This window comes from Kitasatospora sp. NPDC101235, assembly GCF_044767505.1.
GTDB lineage: Bacteria > Actinomycetota > Actinomycetes > Streptomycetales > Streptomycetaceae > Kitasatospora.
Window position 1 is genome coordinate 220,893 of sequence record NZ_JBIWNZ010000010.1, and the last position, 22,044, is coordinate 242,936.

The following is a 22,044-nucleotide window of genomic DNA, read 5'->3' on the forward strand; positions in this document are numbered from 1 at the left end:
CGGCCCCCAACCGGCCACGCCACCGCAGGAATCGGAGCCCCCACATGAAGCGTTCCGTGCTGTCCGCCACCCTCGGCCTCGCCCTCGCGGCCGGCCTCGCCGTCCTGCCCACCACCGCCGCGTCCGCGGCGCCGGCCGCCCCGGCCGTGCAGGGCTACACCGCCTCGACGTATGCCGGTTCGGCTGCGGAGACCGCGGACAACCAGGCCTTCTTCCAGGCCGTGATGGCTTCCGCCAAGGCCAAGCAGGCCGCCAACCCGGGCCTGGCGACCGTCACCGTCACCTATGACGCCAGCTCCGCGCCGTCCTTCCGCAACCAGATATCCCAGGCCGCGCAGATCTGGAACAGCTCGGTCGCCAACGTCCAGCTGCGGTCCGGTTCGGCCGCCGACTTCCGCTACTACGAGGGCAACGACAGCCGCGGCTCGTACGCCAGCACCGACGGCCACGGGCGCGGCTACATCTTCCTCGACTACCAGCAGAACCAGCAGTACAGCTCGGTGCGCGTGGTGGCGCACGAGACCGGGCACGTGCTCGGCCTGCCGGACCACTACTCCGGTCCGTGCAGCGAGCTGATGTCGGGCGGCGGCCCCGGCACCTCCTGCACCAACCCCTACCCGAACGGCACCGAGCGCAGCCGCGTCAACTCGCTCTGGGCGCGCGGCTGACCCGAGCGGTGAGCACCCCGGACCGGTCGCGCCGAGGCGGCCGGTCCGGGGCGCTGCGGCTTCGCGGCCTCCTCGGGGTGCCGCCGGTTCAGGGTGTCGCCGGTGCGGGGCGTCGCCACTGCCGGGCGTTGCCGGTGCGGAGCGTCGTCGCTGCCGGGCGTCGTCGGTGCCGCGTGCGAGCATGCGGGCGAGACCCCTCCGCCCCCGACCGCCAGGAGCCACCGCCATGCCCCGTTCCGTCCCCGACCGGCTCGCCGACCTCCCGTACGCCGAGCTGCTGCGCCCGCACACCGGGCCGCTGCGCAGTGACGAGCGGTACGACACCACGCACTTCGACGGCGGCGAGCACACCGACGAGTCGGGTGCCGGGGCGGCCTTCCTGGAGTGCGCCTTCACCGGCGTCGCGCTCAGCGGGGTCAAGCTGCGCCAGGCCCGGTTCAACGAGGTGTGGGTGCAGGCCGGCCGCTGGGTCGCCTGCGACCTCAGCGACTCCGAGTGGCAGGACAGCTCCTTCGTCGGCGGCGTGCTCGCCGGGGTCGCCGGGTACGGCTCGGCGCTGCGCCGGGTGGTCTTCCGGGGCTGCAAGCTGGAGGCGGTCAACCTGCGCTCGGCCGTCCTGCGGGACGTCGTCTTCGAGGACTGCCTGCTGCGCGACGTGGACTTCGGCGAGGCGAAGCTGACCGGGGTGTCCTTCCCCGGCTCCACGCTGGAGGAGGTCCGGCTGCGCGGGGCGACGCTGAGCAGGACCGACCTGCGCGGCGCCGTCCGGCTCGGTCTGGCCGACGGTCACCAGGGGCTGCGCGGCGCCGTCATCAGCTCCGCCCAACTGCTTGAGCTGGCACCTCAGTTCGCCCAGGCGCTGGGAATCGAGGTCGAGGACCGCTGAGCACCCCAGCCCCTTCGCCCGTTCAGCCGGGCGTCGCTCGGTGACACCCGGACGAACAGTCCGCCAACCCTGCCGCGCGCATCTGGTGGACCGCTTCGCGCGCGGTGGAGACTGCTGCGCGATCGAGTGAGCCCCGACTTGTGTACACAACATCGCCAGCGAAGGGACGGGCCGGGCTGATGGCCGAGTTGAGTCGTAGGAAGTTCGTCACGCTGTCCGGAGCCGCCGCCGCGGGCCTCGCCGTGGCCGGCACCGGGGCCGGTGCCGCGGGGGCCGCCCCGAGCGGCACGACCGCGACCGCCGCCGCCACCGCGCTCAACACGACCGGCACCATCACCGACGCCCAGCACGTGGTGATCCTGATGCAGGAGAACCGCAGCTTCGACCACTACTTCGGCATGCTGCGCGGCGTGCGCGGCTTCGCCGACCGCAGCGCCATCCAGATCTCCGGCGGCTACAGCGTCTTCAACCAGCCCAACGGTCTGTTCGGCCGGCAGTACCCGTGGCAGTTCAGCCAGACCAAGCCGGCCGGCGGCGCGGACCCCGAGCGCCTCGCCCAGTGCAACGGGGACCTCAGCCACGGGTGGAGCGACCAGCACAAGGCCTGGAACGGCGGCAGGATGGACTCCTGGGTCGCCGCCAAGGGCAACGTCCGCACGCTCGGCTTCCTCACCCGCCAGGACATCCCGTTCCACTACGCGCTGGCCGAGAACTGGACCATCTGCGACGCCTACCACTGCTCCGTGCTGAGCGCGACCGGCCCCAACCGCACCTACCACTGGTCCGGCCAGATCGACCCGGCCGGCGCCGCGGGCGGCCCGGCCTACGACGGCGGTGACGAGAAGGGCCTGCGCTGGCAGACCTATGCCGAGGCGCTGGAGAGCGCCGGGGTCAGCTGGAAGGTCTACCAGAACGCCGCCGACAACTACGGCGACAACGCCCTGGCGTACTTCACGAACTTCACGAACGCCCCGGCCGGCAGCCCGCCGGCGGTCAAGGGCATGGGCTCGGTGCCCAAGGTCACCGGGAAGACCCCGGACGACATCGCCGCCGCCATCAAGGCCGACGTGCTGGCCGGCACCCTCCCGCAGGTCTCCTGGATCGTCGCCGACCAGGCCTCCTCCGAGCACCCGTACGCCACCCCGGCCGACGGCGCGCACTTCGTCCACATGGTGATCGACGCGCTCAACGCGGACCCGAACGTCTTCAACTCGTCGATCCTGTTCATCAACTACGACGAGAACGACGGCTTCTTCGACCACGTCCCGCCGCCGGCCGCCCCCGCCGGCACCCCGGGCGAGTTCTACAACGGCACCAACATCGGCCTCGGCTTCCGCGTCCCGCTGATAGCCGTCTCGCCCTGGACCCGCGGCGGCTGGGTCAACTCCGAGACCTTCGACCACACCTCGGTGCTGCGCTTCCTGGAGGTCTGGACGGCGGCCCTCGGCAAGCCCGCCACCTGCCCGAACATCAGCGACTGGCGCCGCCGCGTCTGCGGCGACCTGACCAGCGTGTTCGACTTCGCCAACCCGGTGTACGGCCTGCCGGCGCTGCCCGACACCTCGCAGACCATCGGCCTGTCCGCCTGCGGCCCGCTGCCCAACCCGGCCCCGGTGAACAACCAGCTGCCGGTGCAGGAGTCCGGCACCCGGCCCGCGCGGGCCCTGCCGTACCAGCCGAACGCCAACCTGGACCACTGGGACGCCGACGCCGGCGGCGTCATGCACGTCTGGGTGAAGATGTCCAACGACGGCGCCGCCCGCGCCTCGCACTTCGCCGCCTACGCCAACGCCTACCGCAGCGGCGGCCCCTGGCAGTACACCGTCGACTCCGGCAGCCCCGTCACCGACTTCTTCAACTGCGGCACCAACGGCTTCGGCAACGGCAAGTACGACCTGACCGTCGTCGGCCCGAACCGCTTCCTGCGCCGCTTCACCGGCGACCTCACCAAGGCGGGCAAGAACGCCGCGGTCACCGCCTCGTACGCGGTCGAGCCGGGGACGGGCAAGCCGGCCGTCTACTTCAAGCTCGCCAACAACGGCAGCACGCCGATGACCTTCACGATCGCGTCGAACAACTACCGGACGGACGGCCCCTGGACGTACCAGGTCCCGGCCGGCGACAGCGTCACCGACTTCTTCAACGCCGTGGCGTACACCAACGGCTGGTACGACTTCACCGTCACCGTGGACGCGGACAGCAGCTTCTCCCAGCGCTTCACCGGCCACCTGGAGACCGGCGCGCCCAGCATCACCGGCTGACGTCGCACAGCGCGAAGGCCCCACTACCCGCCCGCCGCCGGGTAGTGGGGCCCTGCGTCACCGTCGCCAGAACAGGTGGTGCGCCACGCCGCTCGGGCTGGGCACGACCTCCAGGTGGAACCGGTCGAGCAGCTCGTCGGGGGAATCCCAGAGCTTCAGTCCGGACCCGAGCTTCAGCGGTGAGACCACCACGTGCAGGGTGTCCACGAGGTCGGCGTCGAGGAACTGCCGGACGGTGGTGACCCCGCCGCCGAGTCGCACGTCCTTGCCGTCGGCGGCTTCCCGCGCCCGTCCGAGGACCGTGGCCGGGTCGCCGTCGACGAAGTGGAACGTGGTGTCGGAGAGCGTGAACGACGGGCGCTCGTGGTGGGTCATGACGAACACGGGGGTGCGGAACGGGGGCTCGTTCCCCCACCAGCCGCGCCACTCGTGGTCCTGCCAGGGCCCGCGCTGGGGCCCGAACTTGTTGCGGCCCATGATCTCGGCGCCGATGTTGCGGGCGAAGTCCCGGGTGAAGTAGTCGTCCAGGCCCCGGCTGCCCCCGGGATCGGTGCGCATCGGCCAGCTCGCCGTGGCCCCGGCCCAGGAGAACAGCCGCTCGGGCCGGTCGAGGCCGAACGGGAGCTCGAAACTCTGGTCCTCACCGGCACCGATGCCGTCACTGGAGACGTTGAAATTCATGACTCTGAGCAGTTGATCCATGGCTGAACTCCGGTTGCGTCCGCGTGCGGCGGGGCGCCGCACGCCATGACGTCGGAGCGGACGCGGCCGGATTGACATCGGCCGCGAATTTTTTTCGAAGGAATGTCGGGACGCGTCCCCGCCGGCGCTGTGGCCGCCGCGTGACCGCTCACACGGGTCGCACGGGCGTCACCGCCCGGCCGACCGTTGCGACCGTCACCCCGTGAAGCCGCCCGTCAGGCGAACGGGCCCCGGGGGAACCACGGGTCGTGGACCTCCCGTGGGCCGTTCGGGGTGAGCAGGGTGAGGTTGTGGGCGCCGGAGGCGTACTCGGCGAGCTGGACCGAGCCGTGGCGGGTCTCCAGTTCGGCCTGTACGGGTACCGGCAGCTTGGTCAGCGCCCGCCGCAGTTGCAGGGCGTCGCGGCGGCTGACCGGCTGCGGGGAGCGCAGGACCAGCCGCAGCGGGCTGAGCGGGCCGGCGACCGGTACCCCGCTGCCCAGCTCGTAGCCGACCGCGCCGATCGGGCCCCAGGGCAGTCGGTGGTCGGCCACCAGTCGGCCGACCTCGGGCAGCAGGGCCAGGGCCGGGATGCCGGCCAGCCGTTCGGGGGCCAGGTGTTCGCGTCGTTCGGGGAGCTGTTCGGGGCGCAGGGTCCGGGCCACCGCCGCCCACGGGGCGAGGGCGTCCAGCCGCAGTCCGGGGCGCGGGCCGTGCACGGTGACCGGGAACCAGAGTTCGGGTGCCGCCTCGGGGTCCCGGGTGCAGCGCTGCGGATGCGGCAGGTCGACCGGGTTGCCGACCACGGCGGGCGCCCGGCCGACCGTCACCCAGGGGTGTACCCGCAGCACCGCCCGCGCCCAGTCCGGCAGCGGGCCGCCCGCGAGGGGCCGCAGCGAGCTGGGGCACTGCATCAGCAGCAGGTCGTGCGGGCCGGGCAGCCGGCCGTCCAGCGCGGCGAGCGGGCCGACCCGGCGGCGCGGTCCGTCGTGCAGGTCCTCGGCGGTGCGCCGGGCGGGGCTTCCGGGATGTACGACGGTCACTGCGGACTCCAGGGGGTGGCGTGGATGTCGCCGACGGTCCCCACCCTCCGCCCGGCCGACGGCCCCCGGCTACGGCCGTTGGGCGCGGTCACCAGGGACCAAAGGCTCAAGGTGCGTCCGTCGACACGCGGTGTGAGAGTGGGGGCAGCCCGGCATATCCGACATTCCGTCCATCCCCTCTGGAGGAGTCATGGGCATCTTCGACAGGTTGTTCCACCGGCCGCCGCACGAGTCCGCCGGGCAGGAGGCCGCCCAGCGTGCGGCCCTCGCCCACGACGAGGCCGCCGACGCGTACGGTGACGACGTCGAGCGCACCCGGGAGAGCAAGGAGCGGCTCGCCCAGGAGGAGGCCGACCGGCGCGCCGCCGAGGACATGACGGCCGAAGGCGACCCCTGGGACTGAGGCCCCACCGGTTCCGTAGCGGCTGTCACCGCGCTCGCGGCGGCAGCGGCGGGCGCCGCAGGTCCGGCCGGGGCGTGGACTCCGGCGGGGGCTCCGCGGCGGGCGCGTCCTCCAGCAGCTCCAGGGCCAGCTGGACGGCGGCGACCAGTTCCGGGTGGCGCCCCCGGGCCCAGTCACGGGGGGTGCGCAGCATGTGCACGTCCGGCTCGACGCCCCGGTTCTCCACGGACCAGCCGAGCCCGCCGCCGAACCAGGAGGCGTTCTTCGGCACCGAGATCTGGGTGCCGTCGCCGAGGGTGTGCCGCCCGCTCATCCCGACCACCCCGCCCCAGGTGCGGGTGCCGATCACCGGGCCGAGCCCGAGCAGTTCGATCGCCGCGATGATCACGTCGCCGTCCGAGCTGGTGGCCTCGTCGGCCAGCGCCACCAGTGGTCCGCGCGGTGCGTGCCGGGGCCAGCGCACCGGTCGGCGGTCCCGGCTGAAGTCCCAGGCCAGGACCTGCCGGGAGAGCTTCTCCAGCACCAGTTCGGAGACGTTGCCGCCGGCGTTGCCGCGCACGTCCAGCACCAGCGCGGGCTTGTCCAGCTCGCGCCGCAGGTCCCGGTTGAACTGCGCCCAGCCGGAGCCGCCGAGGTCCGGGATGTGCAGGTAGCCGCACCGCCCGTCGCTGAACTCCCGGACCAGGGCGCGTCGTTTGGTCACCCAGTCCTGGTAGCGGATGGGCCGCTCGTCGATCAGCGGGGTGATCACGATCCGCCGCACCGGGCCGTCCGGGTCGCTGCGCAGGGCCAGTTCCAGGGTGGTGCCGCCGGTGCCGGCGAGCATCGGGAGCGGCCCGCGCAGCGGGTCCAGCGGGCGGCCGCCGATCTCCAGGAACTCGTCGCCGTCCCGGACGCCCTGGGCGGCCAGCGGGGCGCGGGCGCGCGGGTCGGAGGTCTCGCCGGGTAGTACCCGGTGGACCAGCCAGCGGCCGTCGGGGGAGCGGTGGACGGTGGCGCCGAGCAGGCCGAGCGGCTGCTGGGCGAGCGTGGGGCCCTCGGCGCGCCGGGAGGGGGTGACGTAGGCGTGCGAGGTGCCGAGTTCGCCGAGGAGTTCGCGCAGCAGGTCGGCGAAGTCGTCGGGGGAGCAGATCCGGTCCAGCAGCGGCTCGTACTGGGCGACCAGTGCGGGCCAGTCCAGTTCGGACATCCGCTCGTCCCAGAACTGGTCCCGGACGATCCGGGCGGCCTCGCGGTAGGCCTGGCGCCACTCGGCGGCCGGGTGCACGGTGTGGGTGATCCGGCGCAGGTCGACGGTGGTGCCGGCGGCGGGGGCGGCGACCGGGACGACCCGCAGCGTCCCGGCCGAGTAGACCGCGATCGAGCCGCCGTCCCCGGAGACCGCGTAGCCGTCCAGCTTGTCGACCAGCGTGCTGCGGGTACCCCGGGCCAGGTCGAAGTGCTCCAGTGAGGGGCGCCCCGAGATGTCCTCCGGGCTGGCGAAGGTCTGTCCGAGGGTTCCGGAGATCGGCCAGCGCAGCCAGACCAGGCCGCCGCGCACCGCGTCGGTGGCCGAGTACTTGGAGGCGATCACCGGGAACTGGAGCAGCCGCTCGCCGATGCCGTCCGGGTCGACCCGGACGGTGCCGTCGCCGTCGCCGTGCGGGGCGCCGTCCTCGGCCGGGGCGGCGAACGGCGAGGGGGTGTCGGCGGCGAGCGGGACGAGGTACGGGCGGCAGCCGAGCGGGAAGGAGAGGTCGCCGGTGTGCACGTCGTGGACCGGGTCGAAGCCGCGCCAGGACAGGAAGGCCAGGTAGCGGCCGTCCCGGGTGAACACCGGCTGCTCGTCCTCGAACCGGCCGTCGGTGATGTCGACGGTCGGCGCGGGCACGTCGGTGCGGGTGAGCCGGATGCGGCGCAGCGAGCGCCCGGCGACCGGCTCGGACCAGGTGATCCAGTGCGAGTCGGGGGAGAAGCGGGCGCTGGAGACCGGTCCGTAGCCGGAGGCCGCCAGTTCGCGCACCTCGCCGTCGGCGGCGGAGACCAGCAGCAGCCGCCCGTTCGAGGTGGCGGCGGCGAGGCGGCTGCCGTCGGGTGAGGCGGTGAGCTCCAGGACGCGGCCGATCCGCCCGACGGCGAGCACCCGGTGGCGGTGCGTCTGCGACCCGGCGTGGCCGGGCAGCGGCATCACCTCGATCGCGTCGGCGCCCTCGGCGTCGGTGATCCAGGCCGCCTCGCCGGTGTGACCGAGCACCACCGGCAGCCGGGTGCGCACCCCCGGGGTGTCGGCGAGCGCGCGGGCCGGGCCGTCCTTGTGGGTGAGCCAGTACTGGCTGCCGCGCACGGTGATCACTCCGGCCCGGCCGGTCCGGTCGCAGGCGAGGTCCTTGACCTGGGTGGCGGCGTTGACCTGGTACGGGCGGCGGCCGGCCCGGGCGCCGCCGAGCGGGACGTGCAGCCGGCGCGGGGCGGGGGCGTCCAGGCCGTCCAGCAGCCAGAGGTCGCCGGCGTGCTGGTAGACGATCCGGGTGCCGTCGGTGGCGGCCTCGCGGGCGTAGTAGGAGGCGTGGTCGGTGTGCCGGCGCAGGTCGGTGCCGTCCGGGCGGCAGGAGTAGACGTTGCCGATGCCCTCGTGGTCCGAGAGGAAGGCGATCCGTCCGGCGACCGGCATCGGTGAGGCGAGGTGCCCGGTGTGCTCGGGCAGGATCCGTTCGCCGTCCACCCAGAGCCGGCCGGTGGCGCCGCCCCGGTAGCGCTTCCAGGCGGCCGGTTCGTGGGGGGCGGCGCCGGTGAGCAGCACGGTCCGCTCGCGGCTCATCTGGGCGTCGCCGACCGGCCCCCAGGGCATCCGGCGGCCGGGGGAGCCGTCCGGCGGCAGGGCGTGCGCCCAGGTGTAGTGGCTGAAGGGCTCGTGGTACGAGGTGACGGCCAGCACCTCGCCGTCCGGCAGCCAGCCGCGCACCCGGGTGTCCTGGCTGCCCCAGAAGCTGAGCCGGCTCGCCTGGCCGCCCTCGACCGGGGCGGTCCACACCTCGGGGGTCGGGGCGAGCCAGCCGGTCCAGGCGAGGGTGGTGCCGTCGGGGGAGAAGCGGGGGTGGCTGACCCGGGTGCGGTCGCAGCCGACCCGCCAGGCCCGGCCGGTGCCGGTGCCGTCGGCGTCCAGCGGGGCGACCCAGACGTCGTCCTCGGCGGTGAAGGTGAGCAGGCCGCCGTGCAGGTGGGGGTAGCGGAGGTAGCCGGGCGGGGTCACCCCTCCATCCTTCGGCGGGGTGTCACACCCGGCAACCGGAGCGGCGGGGAACCGGTCTGGACCATTGACACCGCACGGCCGAATCCACTTCAGTGGTCTAGTCCAACTTGGGTGCCAGGCCGGGCCGTTCCCCCCACTGGCGCGTGCTCCGGCGTGCCCTCGGACGTCCCCCACGACCGCGCCATCGCAGGAGCGCCCGCATGCGCAGAACACCCGCCCCCAGAACTCCGGTCACGGGCCGCCGCGCGGCCGTCGCCGCCGGTACCGCCTCCGCCGTCGCCGCGGCCACCCTGGCCGGCCTCGCGCTGGGCCTGGCGCCCGCCGCCTCGGCCGGCGAGTTCCTGGCCAACGGCGGCTTCGAGTCCGGCACGCTCGGCCCCTGGAGCTGCACCGGCAACTCCGGCAGCGTCGTCACCAGCCCGGTGCACAGCGGCAGCCGCGCGCTCGCCGCGGCCGCCACGGCCGGCGACACCGCCCAGTGCAGCCAGACCGTCACCGTCGCCCCGAACACCACCTACACGCTCAGCGCCTTCGTCAACGGCTCGTACGTCTACCTGGGCGTGGACGGCGGCGGCCCGAGCACCTGGACGCCGGGCACCGGCGGCTCGTACCAGAAGCTCAGCCTCGGCTTCACCACCGGCGCCAACCAGACCAGCGCCACCGTCTACACCCACGGCTGGTACGGCCAGGGCACCTACTACGCGGACGACATCTCGCTGGACGGCCCGGGCGCCCCCAGCCCGACGCCCACGCCCACCGCCACCGCTTCGCCGACCGCGACCCCGACGGGCACGCCCACCGGGACGCCCACGGGTACGCCCACCGGCACCCCGACGGGCACGCCCACCGGGACGCCCACCAACCCGCCGGCCGGCAGCCACGCCCTGGTCGGCTACCTGCACGCGAGCTTCGCCAACGGCGCCGGCTACACCCGGATGGCCGACGTCCCGAACTCCTGGGACTTCATCAACCTCTCCTTCGGCGAGCCCGCCTCCGTCGCCTCCGGCGACATCCGCTTCAACCGCTGCCCGGCCACCGAGTGCCCGAGCGTCGAGTCGGACGACGAGTTCAAGGCCGCCATCGCCGCCAAGCGGGCCCAGGGCAAGAAGGTGCTGATCTCGATCGGCGGTCAGAACGGCCAGGTCCAGCTGACCAGCACCGCCGCCCGGGACGCCTTCGTCAGCTCGGTCTCGGCGATCATCGACAAGTGGGGCCTGGACGGCCTGGACATCGACTTCGAGGGGCACTCGCTCTCCCTCAACACCGGTGACACCGACTTCAGGAACCCGACCAGCCCGGTCATCGTCAACCTGATCTCCGCACTGAAGACCCTCAAGGCCAAGTACGGCCCGGGCTTCGTGCTGACCATGGCGCCGGAGACCTTCTTCGTCCAACTCGGCTACCAGTACTACGGATCGGGCCCCTGGGGCGGCCAGGACCCGCGCGCCGGGGCGTACCTGCCGGTCATCCACGCGCTGCGCGACGACCTCACCCTGCTGCACGTCCAGGACTACAACTCCGGCTCCATCATGGGCCTGGACAACCAGTACCACTCGATGGGCGGCGCCGACTTCCACGTCGCGATGACCGACATGCTGCTCAAGGGCTTCCCGGTGGCGGGCAACGCGAACAACGTGTTCCCGGCGCTGCCCGCCTCCAAGGTCGCCATCGGCATGCCGGCCACCACCAACGCGGGCAACGGCTACGTCGCCCCGGCCGAGGTGAACAAGGCGCTCGACTGCCTCACCAGGCTGGCCAACTGCGGTTCCTACGTGCCGCGTTCGGGTGCGCAGCCGAACCTGCGCGGGCTGATGACCTGGTCGATCAACTGGGACCGGTTCGGCGGCCAGGAGTTCTCCAGGAACTTCACCGGCTACTTCGGCCGCTGACCTGACGGCCCTCGGGGCCATGCTTGAACCTGACACCGGTGTGAGGTCCAAGCATGGCCCCATGGCGACCACACAGCGCACGACCCCGGTGTCCCACAAGCCCTTTCCGCTCCCCGCCCTGCTGGCCCTGGCCACCGCCGTCTTCGTCACCGGCCTCACCGAGAACCTGCCCGCCGGCGTGCTGCCCGGGATGAGCCAGGCGCTCGGGGTCAGCGAGTCCGCAGCCGGGCAGACCGTCACCGTCTACGCGATCGGCTCCGCCGTCACCGCGATCCCGCTCACCGCGGCCACCGCCGGCTGGGGCCGCAAGCGGCTGCTGCTCACCGCGATGGCGGGCTTCGTGGTGGCCAACACGGTCACCGCGGCCTCCACCAGCTACCCGCTCACGCTGGCCGCCCGCTTCCTCGCGGGCGTCGCGGCCGGCCTCGCCTGGGCCCTGCTGGCGGGGTACGCGCGCCGGCTGGTGCCGGTCCCACAGCAGGGCAGGGCCATGGCCGTGGCGATGGCGGGCGTGCCGGTGGCGCTGTCGCTGGGAGTGCCGGTCGGCACCTTCCTCGGGCAGGTGCTCGCCTGGTGGGTGCCCTTCCTGGCCATGACGGCACTGGCGGTCGGCGTGATCGGCTGGATCGCGGCGCTGTTGCCGGAGCAGCCCGGGCAGCCGGCCGGCGAGCGGGTGCCGGTCCGGCACGCGATCACCGTGCCCGGCGTACGGCCGGTGCTCACCGTGACGGTGCTCTACGTGCTCGCGCACACCATCCTGTTCACCTACATCGCGCCCTTCCTGGACCAGGCCGGCCTCGGCGACGCCACCGGCACCGTCCTGCTGGTCTTCGGGCTGGCCTCGCTGCTGGCCGTCTGGCTGATCGGCGCCCACATCCACCGCCGGCTGCGGCAGTTGACGATCGGCGGCGCGCTGCTGGTCGCCCTGACGGCGGCCGTCCTCGCGGTGTGGTCCGGCAGCACGCCGCTGGTGTACGTTGCGGCGCTGTTCTGGGGCCTGGGCTGGGGCGGCGCCCCGACCCTGCTCCAGACCGCCCTGGGCGACGCGGGCGGGGAGCGGGCGGACGCCGCCCAGGCCGTACTGGTGACCCTGTGGAACGCCGCGATGGCGGGCGGCGGCGTGGTCGGCGGCCTGGTCCTGAGCGGCCTGGGGACCGGCGCCCTGCCCTGGACGGTGCTCGCGCTGATGCTCCCCGTCCTCGCCGTGACCGCCGGCGCCCGCCGCCACGCCTTCCCGCCCCGGCGCTGACGCAGTGCCCCGGCGCCGGCCCGCAGACGCGAGACCGAGGACCTAGCGCGCCATCAGCCGGTTCACCGCCTCGACCACCTCGGGAGACGCCTTCGCCATGGAACCCGACGCGTACGGCGGCTGGGGGTCGTACTCGATCAGCAGCTGGATCGCCTGCGCGGTCGTGTCCCCGCTGATCACGCCGGCCAGCGTCAGGGCGAGGTCGATCCCGGCCGAGACCCCGGCGGCGATGGCGTACTTGCCGTCGATGACGACCCGCTCCGTCCCGGTCGGTTCCGCCCCGTACGCGGGCAGCCGGTCCAGAACGCCCCAGTGCGTGGTGGCCCGACGGCCCTTGAGCAGCCCGGCGGCGCCCAGCAGCAGCGAGCCCGAGCAGACCGAGGTGGTCCAGGTGGTGGTCGCATCCACCCGGCGCAGCCAGTCGAGCAGCGCCTCGTTCTCGAGCTGGGCCTGCGTGCCGGGCCCGCCGGGCACCAGCAGCAGGTCGGCCGAGTCCACCTCGTCCAGGGTGGCGTCCGCGACGAGCGCCAGGCTGCCGACGTCGTTGCGCACCGGCCCCCGCTCGGCGGCGGTGAACACGACCTCGGCGCCGGGGATCCGGGACAGCACCTCGTACGGGCCGACCGCGTCCAGGGTGGTGAACTCGGGGTAGAGCAGGATGGCGATGCGCATCAGTGACCTCCGTCGGTACTGGGTCGGAAGCGGCGTCGGTACTCGGCGGGAGGGGCGGCCAGGGCCCGGACGAAGGCGCGCCGCATCGCCTCCGGGGTGCCGTAGCCGCAGGAGCGCGCGATCTCCTCGACGCCGTCGTCGGTGTCCTCCAACAGCCGCCGGGCGGCCTCCAGCCGGACCCCGTCCACGTACCGGCCCGGGGTCACCCCCACCTCGGCGGCGAAGGCGCGGGCGAAGTGCCGCGGCGACAGCGCCGACCGGGCGGCCAGCGCCTCGACGGACAGGTCGGCCTCCGGGTGCTCGGCGATCCACCGCTGCACCTCGCGCAGCGGTTGGCGGGCCGCCACCTGGGCGGCCAGCTGGGTGCTGAACTGGGCCTGGTTGCCCGGCCGGCGCAGGAAGACCACCAGGTGACGGGCGACCAGCAGCGCGGTGTCCCGTCCGAGGTCCTCCTCGACCAGGGCCAGCGCCAGGTCGATCCCGGCGGTGACCCCGGCCGAGGTGGCGATGTGCCCGTCCCGGACGTGGATCGGGTCCGGGTCCACCTCGACGTCCGGGAACCGCCGGCCCAGCTCCTCGCAGAAGGCCCAGTGGGTGGTCGCCCGGCGCCCGGCCAGCAGCCCGGCCTCGGCGAGCAGGAAGGCCCCGGTGCACACCGACACCACCCGCTCGGCCCGTCCGGCCAGCTCCCGGATCCGCGCCACCAGCGCCGGGTCCGGGTGCTCGGTGCCCTTCCCGCCGGGAACCAGCAGGGTGTGCACCGGCCCGACCTCGGCCAGGTCCGCGTCCGGGAGCAGTCGCAGGCCACTGTGGGTGCGCACCGGGCCGCCGCCGGGGGAGGCGGTGGTCACCCGGTACGCCTGCGGCCGGCCGGAGGCGTTGGCCGCCCCCGCGAACACCTCCAGCGGCCCGGTCACATCGAGGCTCTGCACGCCCTCGAAGAGGACGATGACCACGCTGCGCGCTCTCATGCGACCAGCCTGTCAGCGGGCCGTGATGGCAGCAATGACCTGTTTCCCACCTTTCCTGCCACACCCTGCGGACGTACGGCAGAACGCCGGAAGGCCCCCCGCTCTCGCGAAGGGCCTTCCGGCTGTCTGTGCGCCGCCAGGGACTCGAACCCCGGACCCGCTGATTAAGAGTCAGCTGCTCTAACCAACTGAGCTAGCGGCGCTTGCTGACGTGGAGAACACTACCTGGTCAGCTGCCGAAACTCACAATCGGCCGGAGGCGGGAGTCCGGCGGGCTCACATGGTCAGCACCACCTTGCCCCGGACGTGCCCGGCGCCGACCAGCCGGTGGGCCTCGGCGACCCGCTCCATCGGGAACGACTCCTCGACCTCCAGCCGCAGCCCGCCGGCCTCCCACAGCTTCACCAGCTCGGCCAGCCGCCCGGCCGTCCGCTCGCCCCGCAGCCCCCGGACGCCCAGCCGCTCGGCGCCCGGGTAGTCGACCACGGTGCCGATCCGGTTCCGGTCGGCGACCAGCTCGACGGAGGGCGCCCCGGCCGGCGGCGTCGAAGGCCGCGGTCACCCCCTGCGGCGCCACCGCGCGGACCCGCTCGACCAGTCCCTCGCCGTACGTCACCGGTACCGCGCCCAGCTCCCGCAGGTACCCGTGGTTGCGTTCGCTCGCGGTGCCGACCACCGTGGCGCCCCAGGCCCGGGCCAGCTGGACGGCGACCGTGCCGACCCCGCCCGCGGCGCCGTGCACCAGCACGGTGTCGCCCGGGCCGACGCCGAGCCCGGTGAGCGCCAGGTGTGCGGTCTGGCCGGAGGCGGAGAGCGAGCCGGCCTGCTCCCACGGCATCCCGGCGGGCTTGGCCACCAGCCGGCCGGCGTCCACGGTGACCCGGTCGGCCTGGCAGCCCAGCACCCGGAAGCCCAGCACCTCGTCCCCGACCCGCCAGTCGCCGGCGTCCGGGCCGAGGGCGTCCACCACCCCGGCGAACTCGTTGCCGAGGACGAACGGCGGCTCGACCACCGTCCCCGGCGGGCGGAAGCCCTCGCGGACCGCGAGGTCCACCGGCTGCACCCCGGCCGCGTACACCCGTACCCGCACCTCGCCCGGCCCGGGCTCCGGGTCGGGCACCTCGGTGACCCGCAGGACCTCCGGACCGCCGGACCCCGTCACCGTGACCGCCTTCATGCCTGTTCCCACCCCTTCGCGACCCTTCCGATGCCGATGATCCTGGGACCTGAAGTGCGCTTGAGGTCAAGCCGTTGTTCAGTGTGTCGACACTGATGGGCGCATTGTCAGATTTATCCTGGACGGCGCTCAGCCGTCCGCCGTCGAGAGGAACCTCCCCGTGGGCCAGCTGCCCCTGTTCTTCCTGGTGCTGCTCGCCTCCGTGGTGACCATGCCGCTCGGGCGCAGGACCGGAGTACCCCAACCGGTGCTGATGACCCTGCTCGGCATCGTCATGGCGCTCGTCCCGCAGATCCCGGACGTCACCGTCGAGCCGGAGCTGATCCTGCCGCTGGTCCTGCCGCCGCTGATCTTCGCGGTGGCCCGGCGCTCCTCGGTGCGCTACTTCAAGGCCAACGCCCGCTCGATCCTGCTGCTGGCCGTCGCCCTGGTGGCGGTCACCACGGTCGCCGTGGCCGGCACCGTGCACTGGCTGCTGCCCGCCCTGCCGCTGGCCGCCGCGATCGCGGTCGGCGCGCTGGTATCCCCGCCCGACCCGGTCGCCGCCGTCGCGGTGGCCGGCAGCGTCGGGCTGCCCCGCCGCCTGGTGGCGATCCTGGAGAGCGAGGGGCTGTTCAACGACGTCACCGCGATCGTCATCTACTCGCTGTCCATCGAGGCCATGGTCAGCGGCGACTTCTCGGTCGGTGACGCGGTGCTGCGCTTCGTGCTGTCCGCAGTGCTGGCCGTGGTGGTGGGCGTCGCGCTCGGCTGGGTCAACACCAAGCTCGCCGAGCGCCTGGACGACCCGACCCAGCAGGTCGCGCTCAACCTGCTGGTGCCCTTCGCCGCCTACACCCTCGCGGAGGAGATCCACGGCTCCGGTGTGCTCGCCGTCGTGGTCTGCGCGCTCTACCTCGCCGAGCGGGCCTCCGACGCCGACGCCGTCTCCTACCGGCTGGTCGGCAACGCCTTCTGGGAGGTGGTCGAGATCCTGATCACCGGCGTCGCCTTCGGCCTGATCGGCCTGGAGCTGGCCACCGTGCTCAAGGAGGCCGGCCGTGGCTGGACCGGCTTCATCGGTGACGCCGCCGTGGTCATCGCGGTGGTGGTGCTGGTCCGGCTGCTCTGGCTGCTGCCGGCCGGATGGCTGTCGAAGAGGCTGCGCTCCGGCGACGACGAGGACACGCCGTTCAGCTGGAAGGAGAGCGTGATCCTCTGGTGGTCCGGGATGCGCGGCGTGGCCACCGTCGCCCTGGCACTCGCCATCCCGCTCACCCTGCACTCCGGCGAGGACTTCCCCGAGCGCGGCCGGCTGGTCTTCATCGCCTTCAGCGTGGTGCTGTTCACGCTGCTGGTGCAGGGCCTCACCCTGCCCTGGCTGGCCAAGCGGCTCGAACTCGACATCGACCAGGACAAGCACGAGCAGGCCGTGCGCCAGCTCTGGTGGCGGGCCGCCAAGGCCGGGCTCAAGCGGCTCGGCGAGCTGGAGGAGCAGGACCGGCTGCCCGTCGAGGTCGCCGACCGCCTGCGGGACCGCCAGCACGACCGGCTGGCCCGGCTCTGCCCGGAGAACTACGCCGAGGAGGAGGCCGCCGAGGCCAAGCTGCGGATGGCCCAGTGGCGGGCCGCCCGGGACGTCGAGCAGGAGATGATCGCCGCCTCCCGCCGCGAGATGCTCTCCGCCCGCAGCGAGCCCGGCGCCGATCCGGAGCTGGTCGACCAGGTGCTGCGCGGACTCGACCTGCGCTCCGAACGGAAGTGACGGGCTGTCCGCGCCCGCGGGGCGGAATGTGCGCGACCGGCTCCGGGGTTGCATAGGCTGAACCCGGGCAGGCCGTCAACGGAGTCGGCGCACCATCAGGACCCGCACGACCTCGCACAGACCGTTGCCGCCCGGCCCGCACGCCTGGCCCTGCCGGTTTCTGCACACAGACGAATCGAGGACCCACCGATGTCGGAGACCCGCGCCGACGCCCGCACCCCGCTCGACCGCACCCCGCAGTGGGCCGCCCTGGCCAAGCACCGGGCCGAACTGGGCGACACCCACCTGCGTGAGCTGTTCGCCGCCGACCCGGAGCGCGGCCGCCGCTACACCCTCCAGGTCGGCGACCTGCACGTGGACTACGCCAAGCAGCTGGTCACCGACGAGACGCTGGAGCTGCTGCGCGAGCTGGCCGCCGCCACCGGCGTCGCCGAGCTGCGGGACGCGATGTTCCGCGGCGAGAAGATCAACAACACCGAGCAGCGGGCGGTCCTGCACACCGCGCTGCGCGCCCCGCGCGGCGCCGTGATCGAGGTCGACGGCGAGAACGTGGTGCCCGCGGTGCACGCCGTCCTCGACAAGATGGCCGCCTTCGCCGACCGGGTCCGCAGCGGCGAGTGGAAGGGCCACACCGGCAAGCCGATCCGCACCGTCGTCAACATCGGCATCGGCGGCTCCGACCTCGGCCCGGCGATGGCCTACGAGGTGCTCCGCTCGTACGCCAAGCGCGACCTCGACGTCCGCTTCGTCTCCAACGTGGACGGCGCCGACCTGCACGAGGCGGTCCGCGACCTCGACCCGGCCGAGACGCTGTTCATCGTCGCCTCGAAGACCTTCACCACCATCGAGACCATCACCAACGCGGTCTCCGCGCGCGACTGGCTGCTCACCGGGCTGCACGCCGACACCGACGCGGTGGCCAAGCACTTCGTCGCGCTGTCCACCAACGCCCGGGGCGTGCAGGACTTCGGCATCGACACCGCCAACATGTTCGAGTTCTGGGACTGGGTGGGCGGCCGCTACTCCTACGACTCGGCGATCGGCCTCTCGCTGATGATCGCCGTCGGCCCGGACGCCTTCCGCGAGATGCTGGACGGCTTCCACCTGGTCGACGAGCACTTCCGTACCGTGCCGGCGGAGCAGAACGTCCCGCTGCTGCTCGGCCTGCTCGGCGTCTGGTACGGCGCGTTCTTCGACGCCCAGGCGCACGCTGTGCTGCCCTACTCGCACTACCTGTCCAAGTTCACCGCCTACCTCCAGCAGCTGGACATGGAGTCCAACGGCAAGTCGGTGACCCGCGACGGCACCCCGGTGGACTGGCAGACCGGCCCGGTGGTCTGGGGCACCCCCGGCACCAACGGCCAGCACGCCTACTACCAGCTGCTGCACCAGGGCACCAAGGTCATCCCGGCCGACTTCATCGGCTTCGCCAAGCCGGTCGCCGACCTGCTCCCCGGCCTGGTCGCCCAGCACGACCTGCTGCTGGCCAACTTCTTCGCCCAGACCCAGGCGCTGGCCTTCGGCAAGACCCCGGAGGAGGTCGCGGCCGAGGGCGTGCCCGCCGAGCTCGTCCCGCACAAGACCTTCAAGGGCAACCACCCGACCACCACCATCCTGGCCGGCGAGCTCACCCCCTCGGTGCTCGGCCAGCTGGTCGCGCTCTACGAGCACAAGGTGTTCGTCCAGGGTGCGGTCTGGAACATCGACTCCTTCGACCAGTGGGGCGTCGAGCTGGGCAAGGTGCTCGCCAAGCGGATCGAGCCGGTGCTGCTCACCGGCGAGGGCGTCGAGCAGCTGGACAGCTCCACCGCTGAGCTGGTCGCCCGCTACCGCGCGCTGCGCGGCCGCTGAGCCCGGACCGGGCCGCCTGCTCCGGCGGGCGGCCCGGTCACCGGCGCCGCGGTCACCGGGCACCGGCGGATCGGTCCGGAAACGCCGGAAGGCCCCTCGCTCTCGCGAAGGGCCTTCCGGCTGTCTGTGCGCCGCCAGGGACTCGAACCCCGGACCCGCTGATTAAGAGTCAGCTGCTCTAACCAACTGAGCTAGCGGCGCCTGCTGACAGAGAAGACTCTAGCAGCGCCGTGCGGCCGAGCCAAAATCGAATACCGGTCGCCCCGCGTTCACCCCCCGGTCACGACGGCCGCCCCGGCGGGAACCGGCGCGCCCGGCTCGCGCGCCGCCCGGACGCAGGCCCACAGCACCACCGCGGCGCCGGGCAGCCGGGGCTCCCGCTGCTCGGGCGCGACGATCCACCGGCCGGCGCCCTGCCCGGGGGAGTCCGGGCTGTTCAGCACCCGCTGCAGGGGCGGCACGGTCACCGCGTCGCCCTTGCCGTGGCACAGCAGCGGCGGCACGTCCCGGGCCCACTCCTCCCAGGCCAGCAGCCGGCGCAGCCGGGGTGCCGCGCCCGGCTGGACGAACAGCAGCACCCGTCCCCGATGGGCGGCCACCGGACCGCAGCCCGGCCCGGAGGTCCACATCTCGTCCAGCACCCGGCGGCCGAACAGCGCCGGCATGCTGATCACGTCGAAGGCGCGCCCGCAGGGCAGCACCGAGGGCGCCCAGGGGCGGCTCTCCCACAGGGCGCGCATGCTGCGCGGGTACTCGCTGGCGGAGGCCAGCCAGGCCTCCCCGGCCGCGCTGACGTACTCCACCGACGGGTACATCACCGACTGCTGCGTCACCGACTGCTGCGTCCAGATCTCCACGGAGAGCAGCCTGCGTGGCGCGTGCCCCCGGTGGGACGGAAAGCGCGGTTCGCCGGACGGCGCGGCGGGGGATCGCGTACCCTTCCCCGCCGCGCATATGCCAGTGGCCCGTGTCCGGCTGCGTGCGCCGGGGCTCAGTCCTCGTGCCGGCGCGGCTGGAGCAGGGTGCGGCCGTACTCGATCATCTTGGCGGCGTAGTCCGGGGTCCAGTCCGCGCGCTGGGCGATCTCGGCGTCGGACAGCGCGTCGAACCGGCGCGGGTCGGCGAGCTGCGCGGCGGCGACCGCCTGGAAGTCCGTGGCCCGTTCGGCGGCCGCCCGGAAGGCCAGGGCCAGTTCCGTGGAGCGGCGCAGCAGCTGCGCCGGGTCCTCGATCGACTCCAGGTCGAAGAATCGTTCCGGCTCGGGTTCGGCGGACTGCGGCTCGAACAGCAGCTGGACCGGACGCAGGCGCCTGGTGGGCTCGGACGACTCTGGGGAGTCGGGCATGGACGGACACCTCCGGGTCTCGGGTGGGGTGAAGGGAATCTGCTCCGGGCCGCGCCGCCCGGTCGTGGCCGCCGTCCATTGTCTCGCGGCAGCGGCCCGTAGCGGAACGGTGCGCACGCGAGCGCTGTTCCCCGGCGCGCGCCGGGCGTGCGACTCGCGCGCTGCGCTTCCGGACCGCATGCGAACCGGTTGTCCCGGGTACCGGCCGCTCCGGCCCGCCGGTCGTTCCGGCGGGCCGGTCACATCGGGGCGAGCCGGCCGTCCATCGATACGGGAGAACCCCCATGCGTGTGAGAAGAGGCCTCACGGTCCTCGCCCTGCCCGTCCTGTCCGCAGTGGGCGCCCTGCTCGCGGTCGCCGCCTCCGTCGCCCCGCCCGCCGCGGCCGCCGAGACGGCGCTGGTGGTCACCGGAGAGCCGAGCGGCCCGGGCGGCGCCTCGACGGCGACCTGCCCGTCCGGCACCCACCTGACCGGCGGCGGCTACCGGCTCCAGCCGGACGCGGACGGCCCGGTGCGCGTCAACGGCCCCACCGCCGACGCGAGCGGGTGGAGCGCGCAGGCGCAGCGGGGATCGGTGGTCGCCTTCGCGGTCTGCGAGACGGAGGACTGAGCACGGCGGCTACCTCAGGTGGACCCGGTGGCCGCTCAGGTGGTGCAGCACCTGGTGGTTCGCCTCCCAGCCGTCCGGGAAGGTCACCGGGACGCCCAGCTGCACCGGCTCGGTCGCGGGGTGCTCGTCCAGCAGCTCGGCGATCCCGGCCCGGGCCACCACGATGCAGGCGTGCCGGTGCCGGGAGGCGAGCACGCAGAGCCGGCCGGTCTCCAGGTGGAAGGCGGTCGCGTCGGGGCGCCCGGAGAGCGGGTGCAGCACCACCGTGACGTCGTACTCGCGGCCCTGCAGGCGGTTGGCGGTGTCCACCGTGACGGCCGGACCGGCCGCGCCGTCCACCGGCACGCCCGCCTTGAGCAGCGCCGCGCGCACGGCCGCCGCCTGGTCCCGGTGGGCGGTGCCGACGGCGATCCGGTCCGCGGTGAGCGGGGCCTCGCCCTGCTCGGAGTGTGCCGTCAGCCCGCGTTCCAGCAGTCGGCGGACGGTGGCCGCGACGGCCGCCACGGCCTGCGGGTCGGTCCGCACGGTGTGCCGGGCGGGCAGCTCCAGCAGGGCCCAGCCGTGTGCGGCGGCCCGGTCGATCACCGCGTCCAGGGCCGAGCCGTCCGGGCGCACGGCGGCGGTCAGCCGGCGGTCGTCCGGGCCGGTGCCGGAGCGGAACGGCGTGTACGGGTAGAAGGCCCGCGAGATCAGCGGGGCGGCGCTGGCGGGCAGCCGCCAGGAGACCGGCAGCCGGTGCGGCTCGATCTCCGGGTTGTGCGCCAGCAGGGTGACCACCGCGCTGCTGGACGGGTCGTACGACAGTCCGGCCCACTGCTCGGTGCCGACCACGGTGAACGGGTCCAGCTGGCCCGGGTCGCCGACGAACAGCGCCCGCTCGAACAGCCGGGCCACCGCGAGCAGGGCGTCCGAGCGCATCTGGTACGCCTCGTCGACGATTGCGTGCCGCCACGGGGCCTCGGCCCGCACCCACTGCCACTTGGCCGCGGTGGAGATCACCACGTCGTGCTCGACCAGGTCGGCGACCTTGTCGGAGGGCGTGACGCCGGCGTGCTTCAGCACCTCCGGGCCGGGCCGGGAGTCCGCGGCGTGCAGCCGGCCGATCGTCAGCTCCGGCGCCTTCTCGGCCAGTCGGCCGACCAGGTCGTCCACCTGGCCGTTGGTCTGGGCGACGATCATCAGCCGCTCGCCGGCCTCGACCAGCTCGCGCGCGGCCCGCACCACGAGCGTCGACTTCCCGGCGCCGGGCGGGGAGTCCACCACCACGCCGCGCGGGGCGCCGGCCGGCGGGTGGACGGTGGCCGCCAGGATCCGGGCCACCGCGGCGTCGGCGGCCGCGCCCGGGGCCTGCTCGGGGGTCATCG

The 22,044-nt window shown here is 73.7% G+C and carries 18 protein-coding genes, 2 tRNA genes and 1 pseudogene; 9 read left to right on the top strand and 12 right to left on the bottom strand.

Annotated elements, in window-relative coordinates:
• Positions 1-44 precede the first annotated feature (44 nt).
• From snpA to ACIRRH_RS19260, 3 genes are all read left to right on the top strand, one after another.
• Positions 45-668, top strand: coding sequence for a snapalysin (snpA, locus tag ACIRRH_RS19250; protein WP_403068438.1), 624 nt, complete (start codon positions 45-47; stop codon positions 666-668).
• Positions 669-894: 226 nt separating this feature from the next.
• Positions 895-1,554 carry a pentapeptide repeat-containing protein gene (locus ACIRRH_RS19255; RefSeq protein ID WP_403068441.1) on the top strand — a complete coding sequence of 220 codons (660 nt, stop codon included), beginning with the start codon at positions 895-897 and terminating at the stop codon, positions 1,552-1,554.
• 179 nt (positions 1,555-1,733) lie between these two features.
• The gene (locus ACIRRH_RS19260) at positions 1,734-3,815 is read left to right on the top strand and encodes a phosphocholine-specific phospholipase C (RefSeq protein WP_403068444.1); all 2,082 of its coding nucleotides are present in this window, start codon (positions 1,734-1,736) and stop codon (positions 3,813-3,815) included.
• Positions 3,816-3,872: 57 nt separating this feature from the next.
• Here ACIRRH_RS19260 and ACIRRH_RS19265 read toward each other — a convergent pair whose 3' ends face one another.
• Positions 3,873-4,517: a dihydrofolate reductase family protein gene (locus ACIRRH_RS19265; protein ID WP_403068447.1), complete on the bottom strand. Its 645-nt coding sequence runs from the start codon at positions 4,515-4,517 to the stop codon at positions 3,873-3,875.
• Positions 4,518-4,732: 215 nt separating this feature from the next.
• Positions 4,733-5,539 (bottom strand): phosphoribosyl-dephospho-CoA transferase MdcG domain-containing protein, encoded by an 807-nt coding sequence (locus tag ACIRRH_RS19270; RefSeq protein WP_403068450.1) that lies wholly within the window; start codon positions 5,537-5,539, stop codon positions 4,733-4,735.
• A gap of 190 nt (positions 5,540-5,729) precedes the next feature.
• On the opposite strand from ACIRRH_RS19270, the gene ACIRRH_RS19275 reads away from it, so the two are divergent.
• The gene (locus ACIRRH_RS19275; protein WP_403068456.1) at positions 5,730-5,942 is read left to right on the top strand and encodes a hypothetical protein; all 213 of its coding nucleotides are present in this window, start codon (positions 5,730-5,732) and stop codon (positions 5,940-5,942) included.
• Positions 5,943-5,967: 25 nt separating this feature from the next.
• Here ACIRRH_RS19275 and ACIRRH_RS19280 read toward each other — a convergent pair whose 3' ends face one another.
• The gene (locus ACIRRH_RS19280; RefSeq protein WP_403068459.1) at positions 5,968-9,171 is read right to left on the bottom strand and encodes a S41 family peptidase; all 3,204 of its coding nucleotides are present in this window, start codon (positions 9,169-9,171) and stop codon (positions 5,968-5,970) included.
• Between the two features lie 200 nt (positions 9,172-9,371).
• Between ACIRRH_RS19280 and ACIRRH_RS19285 the strand changes: the two genes are divergently transcribed.
• Positions 9,372-11,060 carry a chitinase gene (locus ACIRRH_RS19285; protein ID WP_403068462.1) on the top strand — a complete coding sequence of 563 codons (1,689 nt, stop codon included), beginning with the start codon at positions 9,372-9,374 and terminating at the stop codon, positions 11,058-11,060.
• A gap of 61 nt (positions 11,061-11,121) precedes the next feature.
• Entirely contained in the window at positions 11,122-12,309 is a 1,188-nt protein-coding gene (locus tag ACIRRH_RS19290) for an MFS transporter (protein ID WP_403068465.1), read from the top strand.
• Positions 12,310-12,351: 42 nt separating this feature from the next.
• On the opposite strand, the gene ACIRRH_RS19295 is transcribed toward ACIRRH_RS19290, so the two are convergent.
• From ACIRRH_RS19295 to ACIRRH_RS19315, 5 genes and pseudogenes are all read right to left on the bottom strand, one after another.
• Positions 12,352-12,981, bottom strand: coding sequence for a DJ-1/PfpI family protein (locus ACIRRH_RS19295; protein WP_403068468.1), 630 nt, complete (start codon positions 12,979-12,981; stop codon positions 12,352-12,354).
• The gene (locus ACIRRH_RS19300; RefSeq protein WP_403068471.1) at positions 12,981-13,952 is read right to left on the bottom strand and encodes a GlxA family transcriptional regulator; all 972 of its coding nucleotides are present in this window, start codon (positions 13,950-13,952) and stop codon (positions 12,981-12,983) included. Before ACIRRH_RS19300 ends, ACIRRH_RS19295 begins: the two co-directional genes overlap by 1 nt.
• A gap of 129 nt (positions 13,953-14,081) precedes the next feature.
• Positions 14,082-14,155: transfer RNA gene (locus tag ACIRRH_RS19305), tRNA-Lys, on the bottom strand.
• A 73-nt stretch (positions 14,156-14,228) separates the two neighbouring features.
• Entirely contained in the window at positions 14,229-14,438 is a 210-nt protein-coding gene (locus ACIRRH_RS19310; protein WP_403068474.1) for a zinc-binding dehydrogenase, read from the bottom strand.
• Between the two features lie 100 nt (positions 14,439-14,538).
• A pseudogene (locus ACIRRH_RS19315) lies at positions 14,539-15,129 on the bottom strand (NADP-dependent oxidoreductase); the annotation flags it as partial.
• 160 nt (positions 15,130-15,289) lie between these two features.
• Between ACIRRH_RS19315 and ACIRRH_RS19320 the strand changes: the two are divergent.
• Entirely contained in the window at positions 15,290-16,873 is a 1,584-nt protein-coding gene (locus ACIRRH_RS19320) for a Na+/H+ antiporter (protein ID WP_403068477.1), read from the top strand.
• 189 nt (positions 16,874-17,062) lie between these two features.
• The gene (gene pgi / locus ACIRRH_RS19325) at positions 17,063-18,724 is read left to right on the top strand and encodes a glucose-6-phosphate isomerase (protein ID WP_403068480.1); all 1,662 of its coding nucleotides are present in this window, start codon (positions 17,063-17,065) and stop codon (positions 18,722-18,724) included.
• A 127-nt stretch (positions 18,725-18,851) separates the two neighbouring features.
• On the opposite strand, the gene ACIRRH_RS19330 is transcribed toward pgi, so the two are convergent.
• The 3 genes from ACIRRH_RS19330 to ACIRRH_RS19340 all read right to left on the bottom strand — a co-directional run bounded on the left by ACIRRH_RS19330 (position 18,852) and on the right by ACIRRH_RS19340 (position 20,069).
• A tRNA-Lys gene (locus ACIRRH_RS19330) sits at positions 18,852-18,925 on the bottom strand.
• Positions 18,926-18,993: 68 nt separating this feature from the next.
• A complete protein-coding gene (locus ACIRRH_RS19335; protein WP_403068483.1) occupies positions 18,994-19,581 on the bottom strand; it encodes a bifunctional DNA primase/polymerase in 588 nt (195 codons plus the stop codon).
• 134 nt (positions 19,582-19,715) lie between these two features.
• Positions 19,716-20,069, bottom strand: a complete 354-nt coding sequence (locus ACIRRH_RS19340) for a hypothetical protein (protein ID WP_403068486.1) — start codon at positions 20,067-20,069, stop codon at positions 19,716-19,718.
• 284 nt (positions 20,070-20,353) lie between these two features.
• Between ACIRRH_RS19340 and ACIRRH_RS19345 the strand changes: the two genes are divergently transcribed.
• Positions 20,354-20,680 (top strand): hypothetical protein, encoded by a 327-nt coding sequence (locus ACIRRH_RS19345; protein ID WP_403068489.1) that lies wholly within the window; start codon positions 20,354-20,356, stop codon positions 20,678-20,680.
• Between the two features lie 9 nt (positions 20,681-20,689).
• Here ACIRRH_RS19345 and ACIRRH_RS19350 read toward each other — a convergent pair whose 3' ends face one another.
• Positions 20,690-22,042, bottom strand: a complete 1,353-nt coding sequence (locus ACIRRH_RS19350; protein WP_403068591.1) for an AAA family ATPase — start codon at positions 22,040-22,042, stop codon at positions 20,690-20,692.
• Between the last annotated feature and the right edge of the window lie 2 nt (positions 22,043-22,044).